The 14,655-nt window shown below is 42.0% G+C and carries 12 protein-coding genes; 3 read left to right on the top strand and 9 right to left on the bottom strand.

All coding sequences use genetic code 11. The features are described 5' to 3' along the window. Positions 1-11 precede the first annotated feature (11 nt). The 8 genes from murD to AC5JM2_RS24750 form a co-directional block, all read right to left on the bottom strand. Positions 12-1,430 carry a UDP-N-acetylmuramoyl-L-alanine--D-glutamate ligase gene (murD, locus tag AC5JM2_RS24785; RefSeq protein WP_495837490.1) on the bottom strand — a complete coding sequence of 473 codons (1,419 nt, stop codon included), beginning with the start codon at positions 1,428-1,430 and terminating at the stop codon, positions 12-14. A 90-nt stretch (positions 1,431-1,520) separates the two neighbouring features. Next, on the bottom strand, positions 1,521-3,671 hold the full coding sequence (gene glyS / locus AC5JM2_RS24780; protein WP_495837469.1) for a glycine--tRNA ligase subunit beta: 2,151 nt from the start codon (positions 3,669-3,671) through the stop codon (positions 1,521-1,523). 66 nt (positions 3,672-3,737) lie between these two features. Next, complete coding sequence (locus AC5JM2_RS24775; RefSeq protein WP_495837468.1) at positions 3,738-4,316, bottom strand: Uma2 family endonuclease; 579 nt, start codon at positions 4,314-4,316, stop codon at positions 3,738-3,740. A 194-nt stretch (positions 4,317-4,510) separates the two neighbouring features. Next, entirely contained in the window at positions 4,511-5,566 is a 1,056-nt protein-coding gene (locus AC5JM2_RS24770; protein WP_495837467.1) for a trypsin-like peptidase domain-containing protein, read from the bottom strand. A 168-nt stretch (positions 5,567-5,734) separates the two neighbouring features. Further along, positions 5,735-8,518 carry a hypothetical protein gene (locus tag AC5JM2_RS24765; RefSeq protein WP_495837466.1) on the bottom strand — a complete coding sequence of 928 codons (2,784 nt, stop codon included), beginning with the start codon at positions 8,516-8,518 and terminating at the stop codon, positions 5,735-5,737. Further along, positions 8,518-9,123 (bottom strand): hypothetical protein, encoded by a 606-nt coding sequence (locus tag AC5JM2_RS24760; RefSeq protein WP_495837465.1) that lies wholly within the window; start codon positions 9,121-9,123, stop codon positions 8,518-8,520. Before AC5JM2_RS24760 ends, AC5JM2_RS24765 begins: the two co-directional genes overlap by 1 nt. Beyond that, entirely contained in the window at positions 9,077-9,643 is a 567-nt protein-coding gene (locus AC5JM2_RS24755) for a hypothetical protein (RefSeq protein ID WP_495837464.1), read from the bottom strand. The genes AC5JM2_RS24760 and AC5JM2_RS24755 overlap by 47 nt, the downstream gene beginning before the upstream one ends. A gap of 1,105 nt (positions 9,644-10,748) precedes the next feature. Next, positions 10,749-11,048: a ferredoxin gene (locus tag AC5JM2_RS24750; protein ID WP_495837463.1), complete on the bottom strand. Its 300-nt coding sequence runs from the start codon at positions 11,046-11,048 to the stop codon at positions 10,749-10,751. Positions 11,049-11,348: 300 nt separating this feature from the next. On the opposite strand from AC5JM2_RS24750, the gene AC5JM2_RS24745 reads away from it, so the two are divergent. Next, positions 11,349-11,504 carry a hypothetical protein gene (locus tag AC5JM2_RS24745; protein ID WP_495837462.1) on the top strand — a complete coding sequence of 52 codons (156 nt, stop codon included), beginning with the start codon at positions 11,349-11,351 and terminating at the stop codon, positions 11,502-11,504. Positions 11,505-11,830: 326 nt separating this feature from the next. Here the strand turns inward: AC5JM2_RS24745 and AC5JM2_RS24740 are convergent, their stop codons facing one another. Beyond that, positions 11,831-12,127 (bottom strand): ferredoxin, encoded by a 297-nt coding sequence (locus tag AC5JM2_RS24740; protein WP_495837461.1) that lies wholly within the window; start codon positions 12,125-12,127, stop codon positions 11,831-11,833. Positions 12,128-12,404: 277 nt separating this feature from the next. On the opposite strand from AC5JM2_RS24740, the gene AC5JM2_RS24735 reads away from it, so the two are divergent. Together AC5JM2_RS24735 and map are read left to right on the top strand one after the other, a co-directional pair. Continuing rightward, positions 12,405-13,418 (top strand): Gfo/Idh/MocA family protein, encoded by a 1,014-nt coding sequence (locus AC5JM2_RS24735; RefSeq protein WP_495837460.1) that lies wholly within the window; start codon positions 12,405-12,407, stop codon positions 13,416-13,418. 101 nt (positions 13,419-13,519) lie between these two features. Continuing rightward, complete coding sequence (gene map, locus AC5JM2_RS24730; protein ID WP_495837459.1) at positions 13,520-14,293, top strand: type I methionyl aminopeptidase; 774 nt, start codon at positions 13,520-13,522, stop codon at positions 14,291-14,293. Positions 14,294-14,655 lie beyond the last annotated feature (362 nt).

Raw genomic sequence — 14,655 nt, 5'->3', positions numbered from 1 at the left:
CGGACATGATATTACCCCTTACCCAACTCCAAACACAGCTGCCGAAAATGGTCGCCCCTTTGTTCAAAATTGGCGTATTGGTCGAAACTTGCACAAGCTGGGGATAGCAGCACCACAGATGCTTGATAATGTTTTGCTAATTCTGCTGATCTGGGAACAGCTTTTTCCATTGTTTCTACAATTTCGTAATTCTGATATCCTTCTTCTTGCAATTTTTTAGCAAAAGCAGGTGCAGCAGCGCCAATGAGCAATACACAGGCGGCTTTGTCTTTAATTTTTGCTATCCAGTTAGTGTCATCACCCGCTTTGGCTTCACCACCAGCAATTAATATAACCGGACTTTTGACTGAGACTAAGCCAACTTCAGCAGCGTCGTAGTTCGTGGCTTTGCTGTCGTTAATGAAATCGATTCCTTCCCAAGTACAAATGTGTTCCAAACGATGAGGAACACCACCAAATGTGCTGATGGCGCGAACAATCGCATCTTGATCAATTCCCGCTAAACGCGCGGCTGCAACTGACATGAGTAAATTTTGCTGATTGTGTTCTCCCACCATCCGTAAAGCGGAAACTTCCACAATTCTTTCTGGTTGAGAGTTTGCATTCAACTTTTCTACAACCCAGCCATCTTCAATGTAATAGCCTTGAGAACCGATTAAATCATCTTTACCTTTGACACTTGTCCAATAGGCGTCAAACCAATCACTTGCACCAACTTTCCTTAAATATGGATCATCACCGTTAAACACTTGCAACTGAGACTGACGCAGCAGATGCGCTTTGATGTTGTAGTAGTTTTCTAAGGTTTTATGGCGACTGAGATGATCTGGCGTGAAAGTTGTCCATACACCGATGCGAGGCGCAAGAGAAGAAGATGATTCTATTTGATAGCTGCTGAGTTCTGCAATCACCCAGTCTATTTGATTGTCAGATGATGAGGGGGAGGTTTCTGAATTGATTTGTCCCTGATTCCCGACAGACAGGGCAACTTCACACGCAGCGTAGCCAATGTTACCGCAGGCGGGAGCGTTTAATCCTGCTTGTTGAAAAATTGCAGCAATTAAGGCTGTGGTAGTGGTTTTACCGTTTGTGCCTGTAATTCCCACCCAGGGGACGGATTGCAAATGCTGCCAAGCGAGTTCCATCTCGCCGATGGTTTTAATACCTAATTCTCGTGCCTGAATTAACACGGGTATATCCCAAGGCACACCAGGACTAACTACTATCAATTGAGGTAAGTCTGAATCATTGAGTTCTAAAGAGTACCCCAATTTAACAGTAATTTGTTCTATGGCAAGTTCTTGTTGTTGCTTTAGAAGGTCAAGAGAGGTGTTGCGATCGCCGAGTTCCACCTCCCAACCTTCTCGTTTCAACAATCTCGCCGCAGCAATACCGGACTTTCCTAATCCAATTACGTGGGCTTTGGGCATAGTGGGCATAGACTGTGGCAGAGGTCCCTGGTTAAGCACCATTATGGTAGCGTTTATTTGCAAAAATCACACAACTTTTTTTTACTCATGCTACAAATTTTTGACTATCGCCCCAAAATCCGCTAAAACACGGGCATGGTTACGAAGTAATCCGAGCAAATTTAACCGATTGCGTTTGATTTCTGGATTGGAGTCCATAACTAAAACGCTTTCTGCACCGTCAAAAAAGTTGCTAACGGTGGGGGTAATTTGCTCTAATGCTGTTACTAGCTGTCCATAATCTCGTGATTCTTGTGCAGCTTGAGTTTGTGGCACTAATTCCACAATCGCGTTGTAAAATGCTTTCTCGGATGATTTTTGGAAGAGTTCTTTACGAACGATCGCTTTGGGGTCAAGTTGTTTTGTATCCAAATCTCCTTGAGCCGCTAAACGAGTGGAACGATTCACGGTTTCGTAGATGTTATCTAATGTACGATTGGCGCGGATTTTTTGCAGGAAAGTTGCGCGATCGCCCACATCCAATAAATCTTTTAACGCCCTTTCTGTATATTCCCGGTCATTTTCTCCCAAAACAGCATTCACTAAGTCATAGTCAATGTGTTTTTCTTCTTGCAGTAAAGTACGGATACGTTGCAGGAAAAATTCTTGTAATGCTGCAACTAATTGATTTCTATCTTTGTGATATTCACTCGCGAAATCTGTAGCAATTTTCTCCAGTAACTGTTGTAGATTGATAGGTAGATGGGCTGTCCATGTGATATTCACGACTGCATTTGCTGCCCGTCGCAAAGCGAAGGGGTCAGAAGAACCCGTGGGTATCATCCCCAATCCAAAGATGCTGACTAATGTGTCAAGTCTGTCTGCTAAACCGACAACTTGTCCTGTCAAAGTTTCGGGTAATATGTCATCTGCCGAACGAGGTAAATAATGTTCAAAAATTGCCGTTGCAACTGCTTCCTCTTCTCCACTTGCAAGAGCATATTTTTGTCCGATAACTCCCTGTAATTCCGGGAATTCATAGACCATTTGACTGACCAAATCAGCTTTACATAAAAGAGCTGCTCTTTTGATGTTTTCGCGTTCTTTTTCGCTTAATTGCAACTGTTCTGTGATTTGTTCGGCAATTTTGCAAATGCGGTTGACTTTCTTTAGTAGCGAACCTAAATCCTCTTGGAAAGTGACGGTTTCCAATTGAGGTAAAAAGCTTTCCAAAGGTTTTTCTAAATCAGCATCGTAGAAAAAGCGACCATCAGCTAAACGTGCGCGGATAACTCTTTCATTTCCCACAGCAATGATGTCTGATTTTGTGGGGTCACCGTTAGAGATTGTAACAAAATTAGGTAGTAAGTCTTTGGTGTTTGAACTTTGGAACACAGGAAAATAACGCTGATGACTTACCATCACAGTGGTAATCACCTCTGTAGGCAAGTTCAAAAACTCTGATTCAAATTTACCAATAACAGCTGAGGGAAATTCTACAAGATTTGTGACTTCCTGCAATAAATCTGGGTAAATTTCTACATAACCACCTAACTTTTGTACCGATTCTTTGACTTGCTGCGTAATCGTATTTACCCGTTCATCCGTATCAACCACAACAGATCCAGAGCGAAGCGTGGTGACATAATCAGTCGCGTGGGATATTGTCACAGGTTCTGGATGCAAGACACGATGAGCTTGAGAGATGCGATCGCTCTTTACCGTCTCGGAACCATTATCCAATTCTATTGGCAGCACCGCCTCATCTAACAAAGCAACAATCCAGCGGATGGGACGAGAAAATGTCTTATCTCCATCACCCCAACGCATCAACCGCTTTCCTTCGAGTTTGAAAATCCATTGAGGAACAAGTTCTGTTATTATCTCAGCGACTGGACGACCGCGAGTTACTTTTCGGACAAAGACAAAATCTCCCTTCTCAGTAGGGCGAACTTCCAACGCAGAGACTTCCACACCTTGCTTTTTAGCAAAGCCTTGTGCTGCTGGTGTTGGGTTCCCATCTTTAAACGCTGCTTGTGCGGGGGGACCTTTAATTTCTTCTTCGCGATCCGCCTGCTGGGAGGGTAAACCTTTGATCAGTACCGCTAAGCGGCGGGGAGTTCCGTAAACTTCCACAGCATCGTAAGTCAGGCTGTTTTCTTCCAGAGTGTGAGGAATGCGAGATTTCCACTGCGAGATAGCGCTACTCAGGAAACTTGCAGGGAGTTCTTCTGTACCAACTTCTAATAAAAATGAAGGCATAGGACTATTTTTCAAGGAAAGCTGGGCTTAATTATATTAGTCAATTGAACCAGTTTACCGTGCTTGTTATGCTTCTGTTTCAAATGCAACACCTTCATACAGCAATTCAATCGGAAACTCAAATTCAATACTTGATAGAGTGATAATATCTTCAGCAGTATAAGGATAATAAAGCCACATTCTTCCGTCTCCCCGAGAATAACGCTCAACGGAGATTTTTTCAGAGTCAATCAAGATATACTCTTGCAAAGTGGGGATTTTTAGATAATCAGTGAATTTTTCACCCCTGTCTTTGGCGCTTGTACCTGGTGAGAGAACTTCCGCAATGAGTTTAGGATTTTGAATAAATTTGCGAGCGTTGAGGTCTTGAGGGTCGCAACTGACGATAACATCAGGATAGTAGTACTGGCTTTGGGCACTGAGTTGTACTTTCACGTCTGACACATTCACCCGACAACCTCTAGAACGCAGATGTGGGTTAATGGTAGTGTAAAAGTTAAGTGCAATGTCATTGTGGGGAATTGTAACACCCGTCATGGCAAAAACTTCGCCGTTGACGTATTCGTAGCGAATGTCTTGCTGAAGTTCCCATTCGAGATACTCCTCGACGGTCATTTTTTGGGGTTGTTGGGTGACAGCTACCATAATATTTGAACGCCAAGACTTTTTTAGGTTTGGTTTGATTGTAGCGTTATGGGTGAAAGTGAAAGTTCGTCAAAACCGTTATATAAAGCCTACCCAAAGTTACACACAACTGGACAATTCTCGCCAAAGATACTTGATTGAGAACGAGTAATAGTTAAAAATTCAGTAACTCGCTACTTATCGTCATCGGCTAACTATATCGCCAAACGAGCATAAATTTCCGCTGCGTTGTTTTTCAAGTCGTTTAAGAGTGCTACTGCACTCGTACCTGCATTACGTAAATACCTTCGCTGCGTACTTGGTTCCGGAAGCATCCCACCGCTATGATGAATACCAACTACTAGAAAATCATCATCGAAAACAGGCGATCCTGATGAACCTGGTTCTGTACTTGTAGTATATTGCAATACTTGATTGTCGGCGTAGGCGACAAAGTTATTCTGTATGGAGATTTTCTTCAAATGTCCGCCGGGATGCTGAATGATTGCTACACGTTCATCTCGTCGCATCAACTTACTTTTGAAGATTAAGGGTTTGCCGAAGTCGGGGACATCTTTCAGGGTTACTACTGTAAAATCAAGTTCTTCGTTAGTGTAAAAAGCACTATCTGACAAAGCCCCAATAACCTGTGTTGGGCATTCTTTACCATTAATATCGAGTTGGTAGTTGAAGCTAAAATTACTTTTTTCTGCTACTTTCTGGCTTTTAATGACGTGATTGTTCGTCATGAGTAAATTGGGTGCAATCATAAACCCCGTACCCAAACTTTTAGGAGTGGCGATACGAACCACAGCTTTTGATGCTTCCAGAGCCAAGTTTAAAATGTAAATATCGCGTAAGGTATTTTCACCAATAATCTTTTCTTTGATATCAGCAGTATTATCCGTTCCTCTCCAATTGTTAATTCCACGGCTAGGACTAGCTGGAACATCAAGCGGGTAATTCTGAAATAGTTCTACAATAAAATCCTTATCCTCATCCCCAGTAAAGGGCTGAATATAGTTGAGGAAGACAGCAAGGGCTTCTTTATCGTAAGCAACTCGTCCAAATCTGCACAAAGACCTCACCACTTCCACAGAAACATTCATCGGCGAACCATCCAAATCTAACCACGCCATGATAACATCGGCTTGGTCTGCACCTTGTAATGCACCTGTAACTAAGCGACGGCGATCGCGCACGTTGGCAAAGTCGGGTAAGTTTTGCACAATGCGGATGAGGCGTTGGAAGTCAGGTTGTGATAGCTGCATAGTCAATGTCTTTACTCCTATAGCAAGTTCAATAATATTTAAATAGTTTAGTTCTTCAGTTATGCTCCTGTGATTGCATGGATAATTTTCGCTATATCTACAACAAGTATTAGTGGAAGTAGAATTGACTGTTTTCTCTGCTTGGGGTTGAATCGTAATAATGGGTATTCAAGCTGAACTTCTTCGCCCCTCTAACTTTTGTCGAAGTATACTCGCAAGGGGAATACCAGCTTCCACCAATCGATACACCAGATTAGAATACGGTTGTAGGATTGCCTTATCATTACGAATCTGCCGCTCAAAGCTGATCCAAATACGGTTTAATAATTCGGCTGTCCGCCTTCCATTCCTACTCTGTTCATTCCAAAGGTCATGAACAGCATTATTCTTGCATCGATTTAACCATTTGAGTATCGGTTCTGGTGCAAACTGCCAGCCAATACTATTGAGCATTGTAAGAAGATGGCTATAAGCGTAAGGATTATGACCAGCTACGCTAACCCACTTGTCAAAAATTTCAATAAAAAGGTGAGCGTGCTGCCAATCATCTTCAATACGAGAACGATCATGCTGGGTAAAGATGATCAGTTGTAAAACTTCCCCAGTGTCCCGATCAAGGTAGTCATAACTGGTCTTTCTAGCAATTTCTGGACTATCCAGTACCCAGTTGCAAATTTCTTTCCAAATTTCTAAAGCTTGTGCGGTTGGCCCCTCGACGTAAGCGATTTGATGACTGATATATCCATTTAGAAGATTGGCTGTCAGTTCTGGAACCTGAGACCAATTGTCTCGCAATGGTGTCAAAATGTGCTGACGAGTTTCCTCAACACTTAGCGATTTTGCCAAACATGCTGCCCAATTAAAGATAAAACGATTCCACGTATAGGGCTTATGGGACTGGGAATAGGCTTTACCTTTCACTGGTAAATTATCTACAATTGTTCGAGCTACTAAATCGTCACAAAGCTGGAGCAATTTGTCTTTTGTATCGGAGTTTCGACACAGTTCTGTGAGCGGCAAAGCATAAAGCCCATACTGAGTATGTTCGTGAACAAAAACAATATTTTTTGCTGTGGGGATTTTTGGAAATTCAGGTATTTCATCTTTTGCTAAATAGTCAAAGTGATTCTGAATTACATTGTCTTCCCAAGTCTTGAGCTCCTCAAAGCTAGTTTCAAATTGCCCAACACAAGTTCCATAGTGAAGTTGCCGAGGAATTATAGATAGCGACAGACAAAGGCTCAAAGCATTCCAGCACAATACTCGATCAACATTCCATGCATTTTGTAGACCACCAAATACTGCTTTAACCACTTCTCCAGCATGGGAAAAGCGCCTCAGTGACTCACTTATTAACTGGAGAATCTGCTGCCGTACTTCAATATTTGCTACACCATGAGTAGCCAGTAAGGCTAAACCTCGCCCAGCAGAAACTTTCACGCTAGACGGTGACATAGCATAGATGGATGCTTCAGCCATACGAGCAGCCGCAAGTAGAATAGCGCGGCACCATTCCAAATGATTCTGTGTTGTTGCCCACTCAAAATCTGCAATGAGAATTGCTGCTGCAACACCAGCTATTGCTTGAATACGAGTAACACCACAAATATCTTCTTGATCAGATTGAGTAAAGTCAGAAGATGTTTGTAATTCCTTCGCTGCGGCAACAGCCTCTTCTAAAGTCATCCGCTCTTGTGGTCTACCATCTTTAATAGTTTGTTCTGCCCATAAGTGTACGCCAAGCCAACGTTCCCATTCAACGTTAGGGGCAAAAAGCTCCTCATTGCGTTTTCTAATTTCTTCGGGTCGCTCAACCCAGATGTGCCAATCTTCACCCACTTGCTGTTGTCGATAATTTTCTCTCCTCCCAAACACTTGATAGTTCTCCATATTTTCTCGGAGAGCAGCCACAGCGTTTGGATCTGATTTTTTTTCTTGATAACGAAAGGGAAGGTTTTCTGTAAATTTCTCAACTGCTTGCTCGAATGGAACTCTTAAAGAGTCATCACTCGACAAAACATAGTACATTGCTAAACCTCTAATCTCCCGCGAACGCTGTGGTCTTTTATTTCGCCTTTCAAGGACTTCGTAATAGAACTTCTTGCTCTCATTCCATTCCCACTCTTTAAAGACATTCCATGAATTGCTACTGTCATGAACTAAACGACTTAAATCCATTTCCCAAATATCAGGACAGCTGGCAATTGGCAATGCCACTTTTAGACACTTTTCAGGATAAGCAAGCGCCATACTTAAACAAATACCTAGTACAGCAACAGAATTGCTTCCACGCAACACTTTCTCAAAAAGGGCTTCAACATCTCTACCTGCTTCAATCTGTCTCTCCATCCACTCTTCTAATGCCATCAAGGCAGAAATCACAGGATATGGACCAACAGTTGTTCCTCGAAACCAGCAATAAACTTGAGTATCACCCCAGAATTCACAAAGACCAGAGGGTAAGTTAATTATGACTGGTAGAGGAGTCAATTTAGGTCGGTCAAATTCTTCTCGCTGTTGATACTCGCGCCATTTTTCAGATGCAGCATTGGTGAGAGCATGGACTAGCCGCAGTCCTTCATTCTCATTATTAAGTAAGAGATATAAGAAGGGTCCTTGAACAGGTGTGGGCGGAAAAAAATTCGAGATATCGTTTATACCAAAGTTTCTCTCTTCTGGTGATCTAGTTATTCTTCTAGGAGTATTAGGGTCATTTTCTGGATTGATTGGTTTTTTAATAAGCACACTGATTCCAAAATCGACAAATTCTTTTGGAATTGAATCGACAAGAGGCTTGAAGTCTTGAATTTTAGAAATTACATCCTCTTTTGTGTCATAATTCCTAGATTTGGCGAGTTCGCTAAGGTAAGTTCCAACTATCTCTGGCAAAACATGTGCTGAGTGTAGCACAATTCTGTGCAATCGGTTCTGGTATTCGTCATATCTTGTCATTACCAATCTCTCCTATCTTCCGCTTGCTTTTCTTCAAGCCATGCGATCGCTATTTCACCAATTTCTTTTCGATAAATTGAGCCTGTTGGTGACTTGACTTGCCAAATCTCCATTAGCTTGACAGTTTCTGGACGAACGTTAGTAGGTAAATCATTGATCCGTTTTAACAACCAACCCATGAAAGGTTGCCACACTGACCATCTTGGAATTGGGTCGCTCATGAAAAGTGGCATCAAGCGATCGCTAGACTTTAGCTCTGCTTCTGTAAATAGAGACTTTAGTGAAAAGTTCGGCATTACTTCCAACGTGCGTACCGCAACAAGTAACTCGATAAGCCGCCGTGCATTATCAGCTATGAGTAGCGGTTCAGCTTTATCAAGCAATTCGCTGGAACGTGGAGATACTAGAGGCGCAGTCAGTAATGCTTGCCGCCATCTAGAAGAAAGTTTTGAAGCTTGCTCAAATTGCTCTACCAATTGTATCCAAGCATCTGCTGTCTTAGAATTTTCTAGCAAAACTAACCCAAGTAGCTGGACAGTTCTATACAAGCCGAATGGTTCATCTAGTTCTTGAAGATAAGTAAACAGTTCCTCGATACTCAACAAGAGTTTTCAATATGGCTGACTTACCAACCCCAGAGGAGCCAACTATCTCGATTAATGATGCTTCTGAAATCTTTTTTCGAGCGTTAGCAATTAGATCAGTTCGGTCAAGCTTGAAACCACCAATATCAACTCGTATATTATTTAGTACATAATCTGATTGTTGTTGCAACTTTTCAAGATCAGATGAACAATCAGAGAGAGCAATCTTAATTTCTTTAAAAGGATATAAATGAAATTGCTCAATAATTTTATTTATACGTTCTTTTTGATCTAGTCCTACCTTTAGTTTCATATATTCCAAAACCGCGTAAAAAGCTTGTTCTTCACCAATATTTGCTAACTGATCCAACATATGTGGTGTGAAAGTTGCTACGGAACCGCTCCAATCGATGTGTTGCAATACAGGTGCATCAGTACCCAACGCAGCAATTAAGAAAGATCGACGTTCTTTCTCGAATTCTACAAATGAACTGAGGATTTCTGCCAACTCATTGATAGTGTTGGGGTCTAATTTCATCATCTATTCAACCTTTCACCTGCGCCAATGTTGTGAGTAACACGCTTAATTACAAATATAATGTAGAAAATACTGGTTCAGGGAGAGGTAATGGTGCTGTTTTTCTAGGAATGAGCGAGTGTATGTTTGTTTATTCCTCGCTTCCAAATACAACATCTTCATACAGCAGTTTAATCGGAAACTCAAAATCAATAATCTTTGAACGCCAAGACTTTTTCGGATTTGGTTTGATTGTAGCGTTCTGGGTGAGGGGAAACTCCGGAGCTCGCTTCACTTGGGAGCAGCTTTGCTGGGTGCTGAGGGGAAACGCTCTTCACGTGAGTTATTTTCTCCCCCTTCTCCTTTCTCCCTGCTCCCTGTGCTTCTTCTTCTAAGGTGCATAGTACATATGAAAATCCCCACCACATGATGGTAGGGAATAGTGTGTATCTTTTTTCCTTTTATTTATTAGGGCTAGCCCAAAAGAATTTATGCACCTTGCTCATGCATTTTAGGCTTTAATATCGAATCCGGGTGCATCGGAATAATTAAGTCGTAGTCAAAAGCCACCAGTAGCAGGCGATCTGCGCTCCGCGCAGCAGCGTTTGCGCAGCGCCCCCTAAGGGGCTAGCTATCGCTTTACGTGCAAAAAGGGTCAACTTTTGGTGCTGACCCTTTTTCTGATTATTTGGGATTATTAGTTTGGGGACTGAGTGCGGATGTTGCGAGTCGGAGTTTGAGTAATTTAACGGGGGGAGATGAGAAAAAACAAGAAGCCGCAACGTCAGATAGATTGAACAGCTAGTCTGGAATCAAGATGAAACAAAACATAGGGTTTCCTTGTGTTCCTACTTGCATAACGTGAATCTAGACTTCCAGCCAAAGTAGCCGTTATGAACTGCAAACCACTGAACACATGAAAATATTTCTCCCTGACTCCCTGACTCCTTATTTTCAAGAATGTCTTTCCCCTAAACCCCTACACTCTTAGACCCCTACACCCATTTTTAAGCTAGGTGCAAACAGCAGACACAGCACAAGCAGAATATTTCTCTCGTCTATGTTGCTTGTTTTCCCTCCTTACCACATCAGTGACTCTTGAAAGAGGTTGATTTTGGGTGCCTAACTTTTAATAAAGTTCTTCTTCCTGGTGGGTTTCTATGGTACAGTCAGACGTTGGATAAGCAATACAAGTTAGCACATATCCAGCGTTGATTTGGTCGTCGTCCAAGAAAGACTGCTCATCCTGGTTAACTGAACCTTTTGTGATTTTACCAGCACAGGTAGAGCAAGCACCAGCGCGGCAAGAGTATGGTAGGTCAAGACCTTCTCCTTCAGCAACGTCTAGAATAAATTCATCCTCTGGTACCTCAATTGTTTTGTTCAGCCCTTCAGCTTCGTTGATCAGTGTCACTTTGTAAGTAGCCATTTTGTCATCCTCTATGAGTGCAAACGGATCGTATAAGTTATCTTAAAGCAAAGATCACAACTCATCTTATCGGATCAGCCGTTGCTTAAAATTTGCTCCACTTCTGATACTACGAGAAAAATAAAAGCATGTAACCAAAAATTGAACTCGATTAGTAATGAAATTTTGTGAGTTATTAAATATAAGTTTTGTTTATAAAAAGGAGCATCAACTTCCTAGATTTTTACAGCGTTTTTCAATTGATTTGACTATACCACTCTCTACTCCCTGACTCTGTGGTTTCCTCTCTGTCTGAGACGTATGTCTGCATATCTGAAAATTGCTGTAAATAATCAAGCAGTAGCATACAGTTCCCTGTGTTCCTGCTTGCAAGCTGTTCCACATTTAACTTGCATTATTAGTCGCCTGAAACCTCTGAATGGCTTGGCTCACTTTGGAAAATTAGATGTGGTTTAGCCTAATAACGGTGAATTTAGAAAGCCGGTCAAGTAATAACGGTTGACAATACAGACACAATCTGTATTTAGAGCATTTGTACTTTCACTCACCTAAGTTACTTGCTTGTAACCCGCCCAATTCTATCAAAAATTGGGTATGCACAAACATCGCACTGGTTCAATTACGAATACTTGACCGACGCCCTATATTTATTGCCAAAGTAAGTGTAAGCGGCAGACCAGACATAGTAAAGAGAGAAGATTTCTCTTTACTATGCTGCTTTTTTTCATCCCTGCTACATCAGTTACTTTTTGGAAAAAGTTAATTTTTGAGGTGCCTAACCTTTACTCGATATCATCTTTCTTGTTGGTTTCGATGGTGACATCAGAGGTAGGCTTGGCGATACAGGTGAGCACATATCCTTTATCAATCTGCTCATCGTCCAGGAAATTCCCATCAGACTGATCAACACTACCTGATTTAATCAAACCAGCACAGTCAGAGCAAGAACCAGCGCGGCAAGAGTAGGGCAGATCAATGTCTTCTTCTTCAGCAAGGTCTAGAATGTATTCATCATCTCCTACCTCAATTGTTTTTTTCCCTCCATCAGGGTCGATAAGTGTGACTTTGTAACTTGCCATTTAGTTATCCTCTATGAATGCAAATGGATCGTATAAATTATCTTAAAGCAAATACAACGGCTTATCTTAACTAAATCAGTCGTTCATTGAAATTGCTTTACTTGTGATATTACGAAAAAAAAAAAAAGAAATGTAAGTGGAAATAGTAGTATAAAAAATTGCTATATATATCAATCTTAGGTAAGTTGATTTATGTCACGCTCTTTGAATCAAAAATAGGAAAATAGGGTTATTTTCACAGTTGATGATTTTTATTTTCAAGATAGTAACAATCATAATGTACGATAATTCTACTTTTTCGCAAAAACACCCCATACGAGTGGGTTTGGTTGGTACTGGATATACAGCCAAATTACGGGCGGAAGCATTGCTGCATGATGAGCGCTCCCATTTAGTCGCTGTTGTCGGTCACACACCAGAGAAGACACAAGCTTTTGCCAAAGATTACCAGATAATGGTTGTAAATTCTTGGCAGCAACTGGTGGAGCAAGACAACATAGACTTAGTTATGATTTGTACTGTGACTCGGGATCATGGTATAATCGCCCGACAAGCACTTGAGAATGGCAAACACGTTGTTGTAGAGTACCCTCTATCTTTAAACGTGGCAGAAGCGGAAGAACTTATTGCTTTTGCAAAAGCACAAAAAAAATTCCTCCATGTTGAACATATCGAACTTTTGGGTGGATTGCATCAAGCTTTGAAACAACATCTATCACAAGTTGGTCAAGTGTTTTTTGTGCGCTACAACACAACCAAGCCGGAACATCCTGCACCCCGCAAATGGACGTACAATCATGAGCTTTTCGGCTTTCCTTTGATCGGCGCACTTTCTCGATTGCACCGTCTTGTCGATTTGTTTGGTAAAGTTGTATCGGTCAACTGTCATAACCGATTTTGGCAAATAGAGAAAGAGTATTACCAAAGCTGTTTCTGCGATACTCATTTGTCCTTCAACAGCGGACTGTTAGCCCATGTTGTCTATGGTAAAGGTGAAACTTTGTGGCAGGCAGAACGTAGATTTGAGGTTCATGGTGAAGATGGCGGATTAATTTTTGATGGCGATAAGGGACTTTTGGTACAGCGAGGAGAAACAAAACCGATAGAAGTTGGTGCTCGTCGCGGTTTGCTTGCCAAAGATACGACAATGGTGTTAGACCATCTGATTGATGGCACTCCCTTGTACGTCACCCCAGAAGAAAGCTTGTACACCCTCAAGGTTGCAGATGCAGCAAGGCGTTCTGCCGAAATGGGGTTGACTGTCATCGTTGAGGATGAAACCCAACCATAAAAGGATTAGTTGAGTTTCTGTGTTGATCAAACCAATATACAGTTATCCACACAAACACGGCAAACTATATTTATGGGAGATTCTTCTTTAGACGAAATTTGATGAAAAGTGAAACAATTGTTATTTTATCTAACAGAGAACTAGATAAAATGCGTAAGGCTGGACGCTTGGCAGCCGAACTCTTAGACCATCTTGAACCACTGGTTAAGCCGGGGGTTAGTACTCTTGAACTGAATGACGAAGCGGAACGATGGACACAGGCGCATGGTGCAAAAAGTGCACCTCTTGGGTACAAGGGTTTTCCTAAGTCAATTTGCACGAGTGTGAATGAAGTCATCTGTCACGGCATTCCTAATGCCAAGCAAATTCTTAAGGAAGGTGACATCATTAATATTGATGTGACGCCGCTTGTTGATGGCTATCACGGTGATACATCCAAGACATTCTTTGTTGGTACCCCTTCCCCAAAAGCCAAAAAGTTGGTAGAGGTGACAGAGGAATGCCTCAGAAGAGGTATTGCTGAAGTTAAGCCACAAGCACGTATTGGGGATATTGGTGCAGCCATTCAGGAGTATGCTGAGGCGCAGGGCTTTTCTGTGGTGCGAGACTTCGTAGGACACGGTGTCAGCAACGTTTTCCACACTGCGCCGGAAATACCTCATTACGGTATCCGTGGTAAGGGAAAACGTCTGCGACCTGGTATGGTTTTTACCATAGAGCCGATGATTAACGAAGGTACGTGGGAAGTTGAACATTTGGGTGATGGTTGGACTGCTGTGACACGCGATCGCAAACTTTCCGCTCAATTTGAGCACACTCTCGCCGTCACTGAAGACGGCGTTGAAATCCTCACGTTACGGGAAAGTAAGGCTTAACCATCGGTATCAAAACTACAAAAAGGATCTGTGTCGTTTTGCCACAGATCCGCCTGGAAAATTAAATAACCGACACCTTAACTCAAACGTATTGAGTTTTAGGGTATAACAGTTGCCCGGTAGATCAGGACATGAACTAATGAGAAAATATGGACACCACGAGACTTTCAACCCTGTTCCCTATTAAGCGTTCCCTGTTCCCTGCTATAGTGCTTGAGATTTGATTATGCTGGCAATTGAAAACCGCTGAGTTTGTGACTATGGCGGGATTTTTTTTGTGTAGTTTGTGGAATGGCGTAGAGCGATCGCGCGGAGTGCAGAAGGTGCTAGGCGTATCGCACTGTGAGGTAATCTCAGCAAAT

The sequence above is a fragment of the Brasilonema angustatum genome (genome assembly GCF_059505445.1).
The sequence above is the reverse complement of the archived record's forward strand: the minus strand, read 5'-3'. Positions and strand labels throughout refer to the sequence as shown.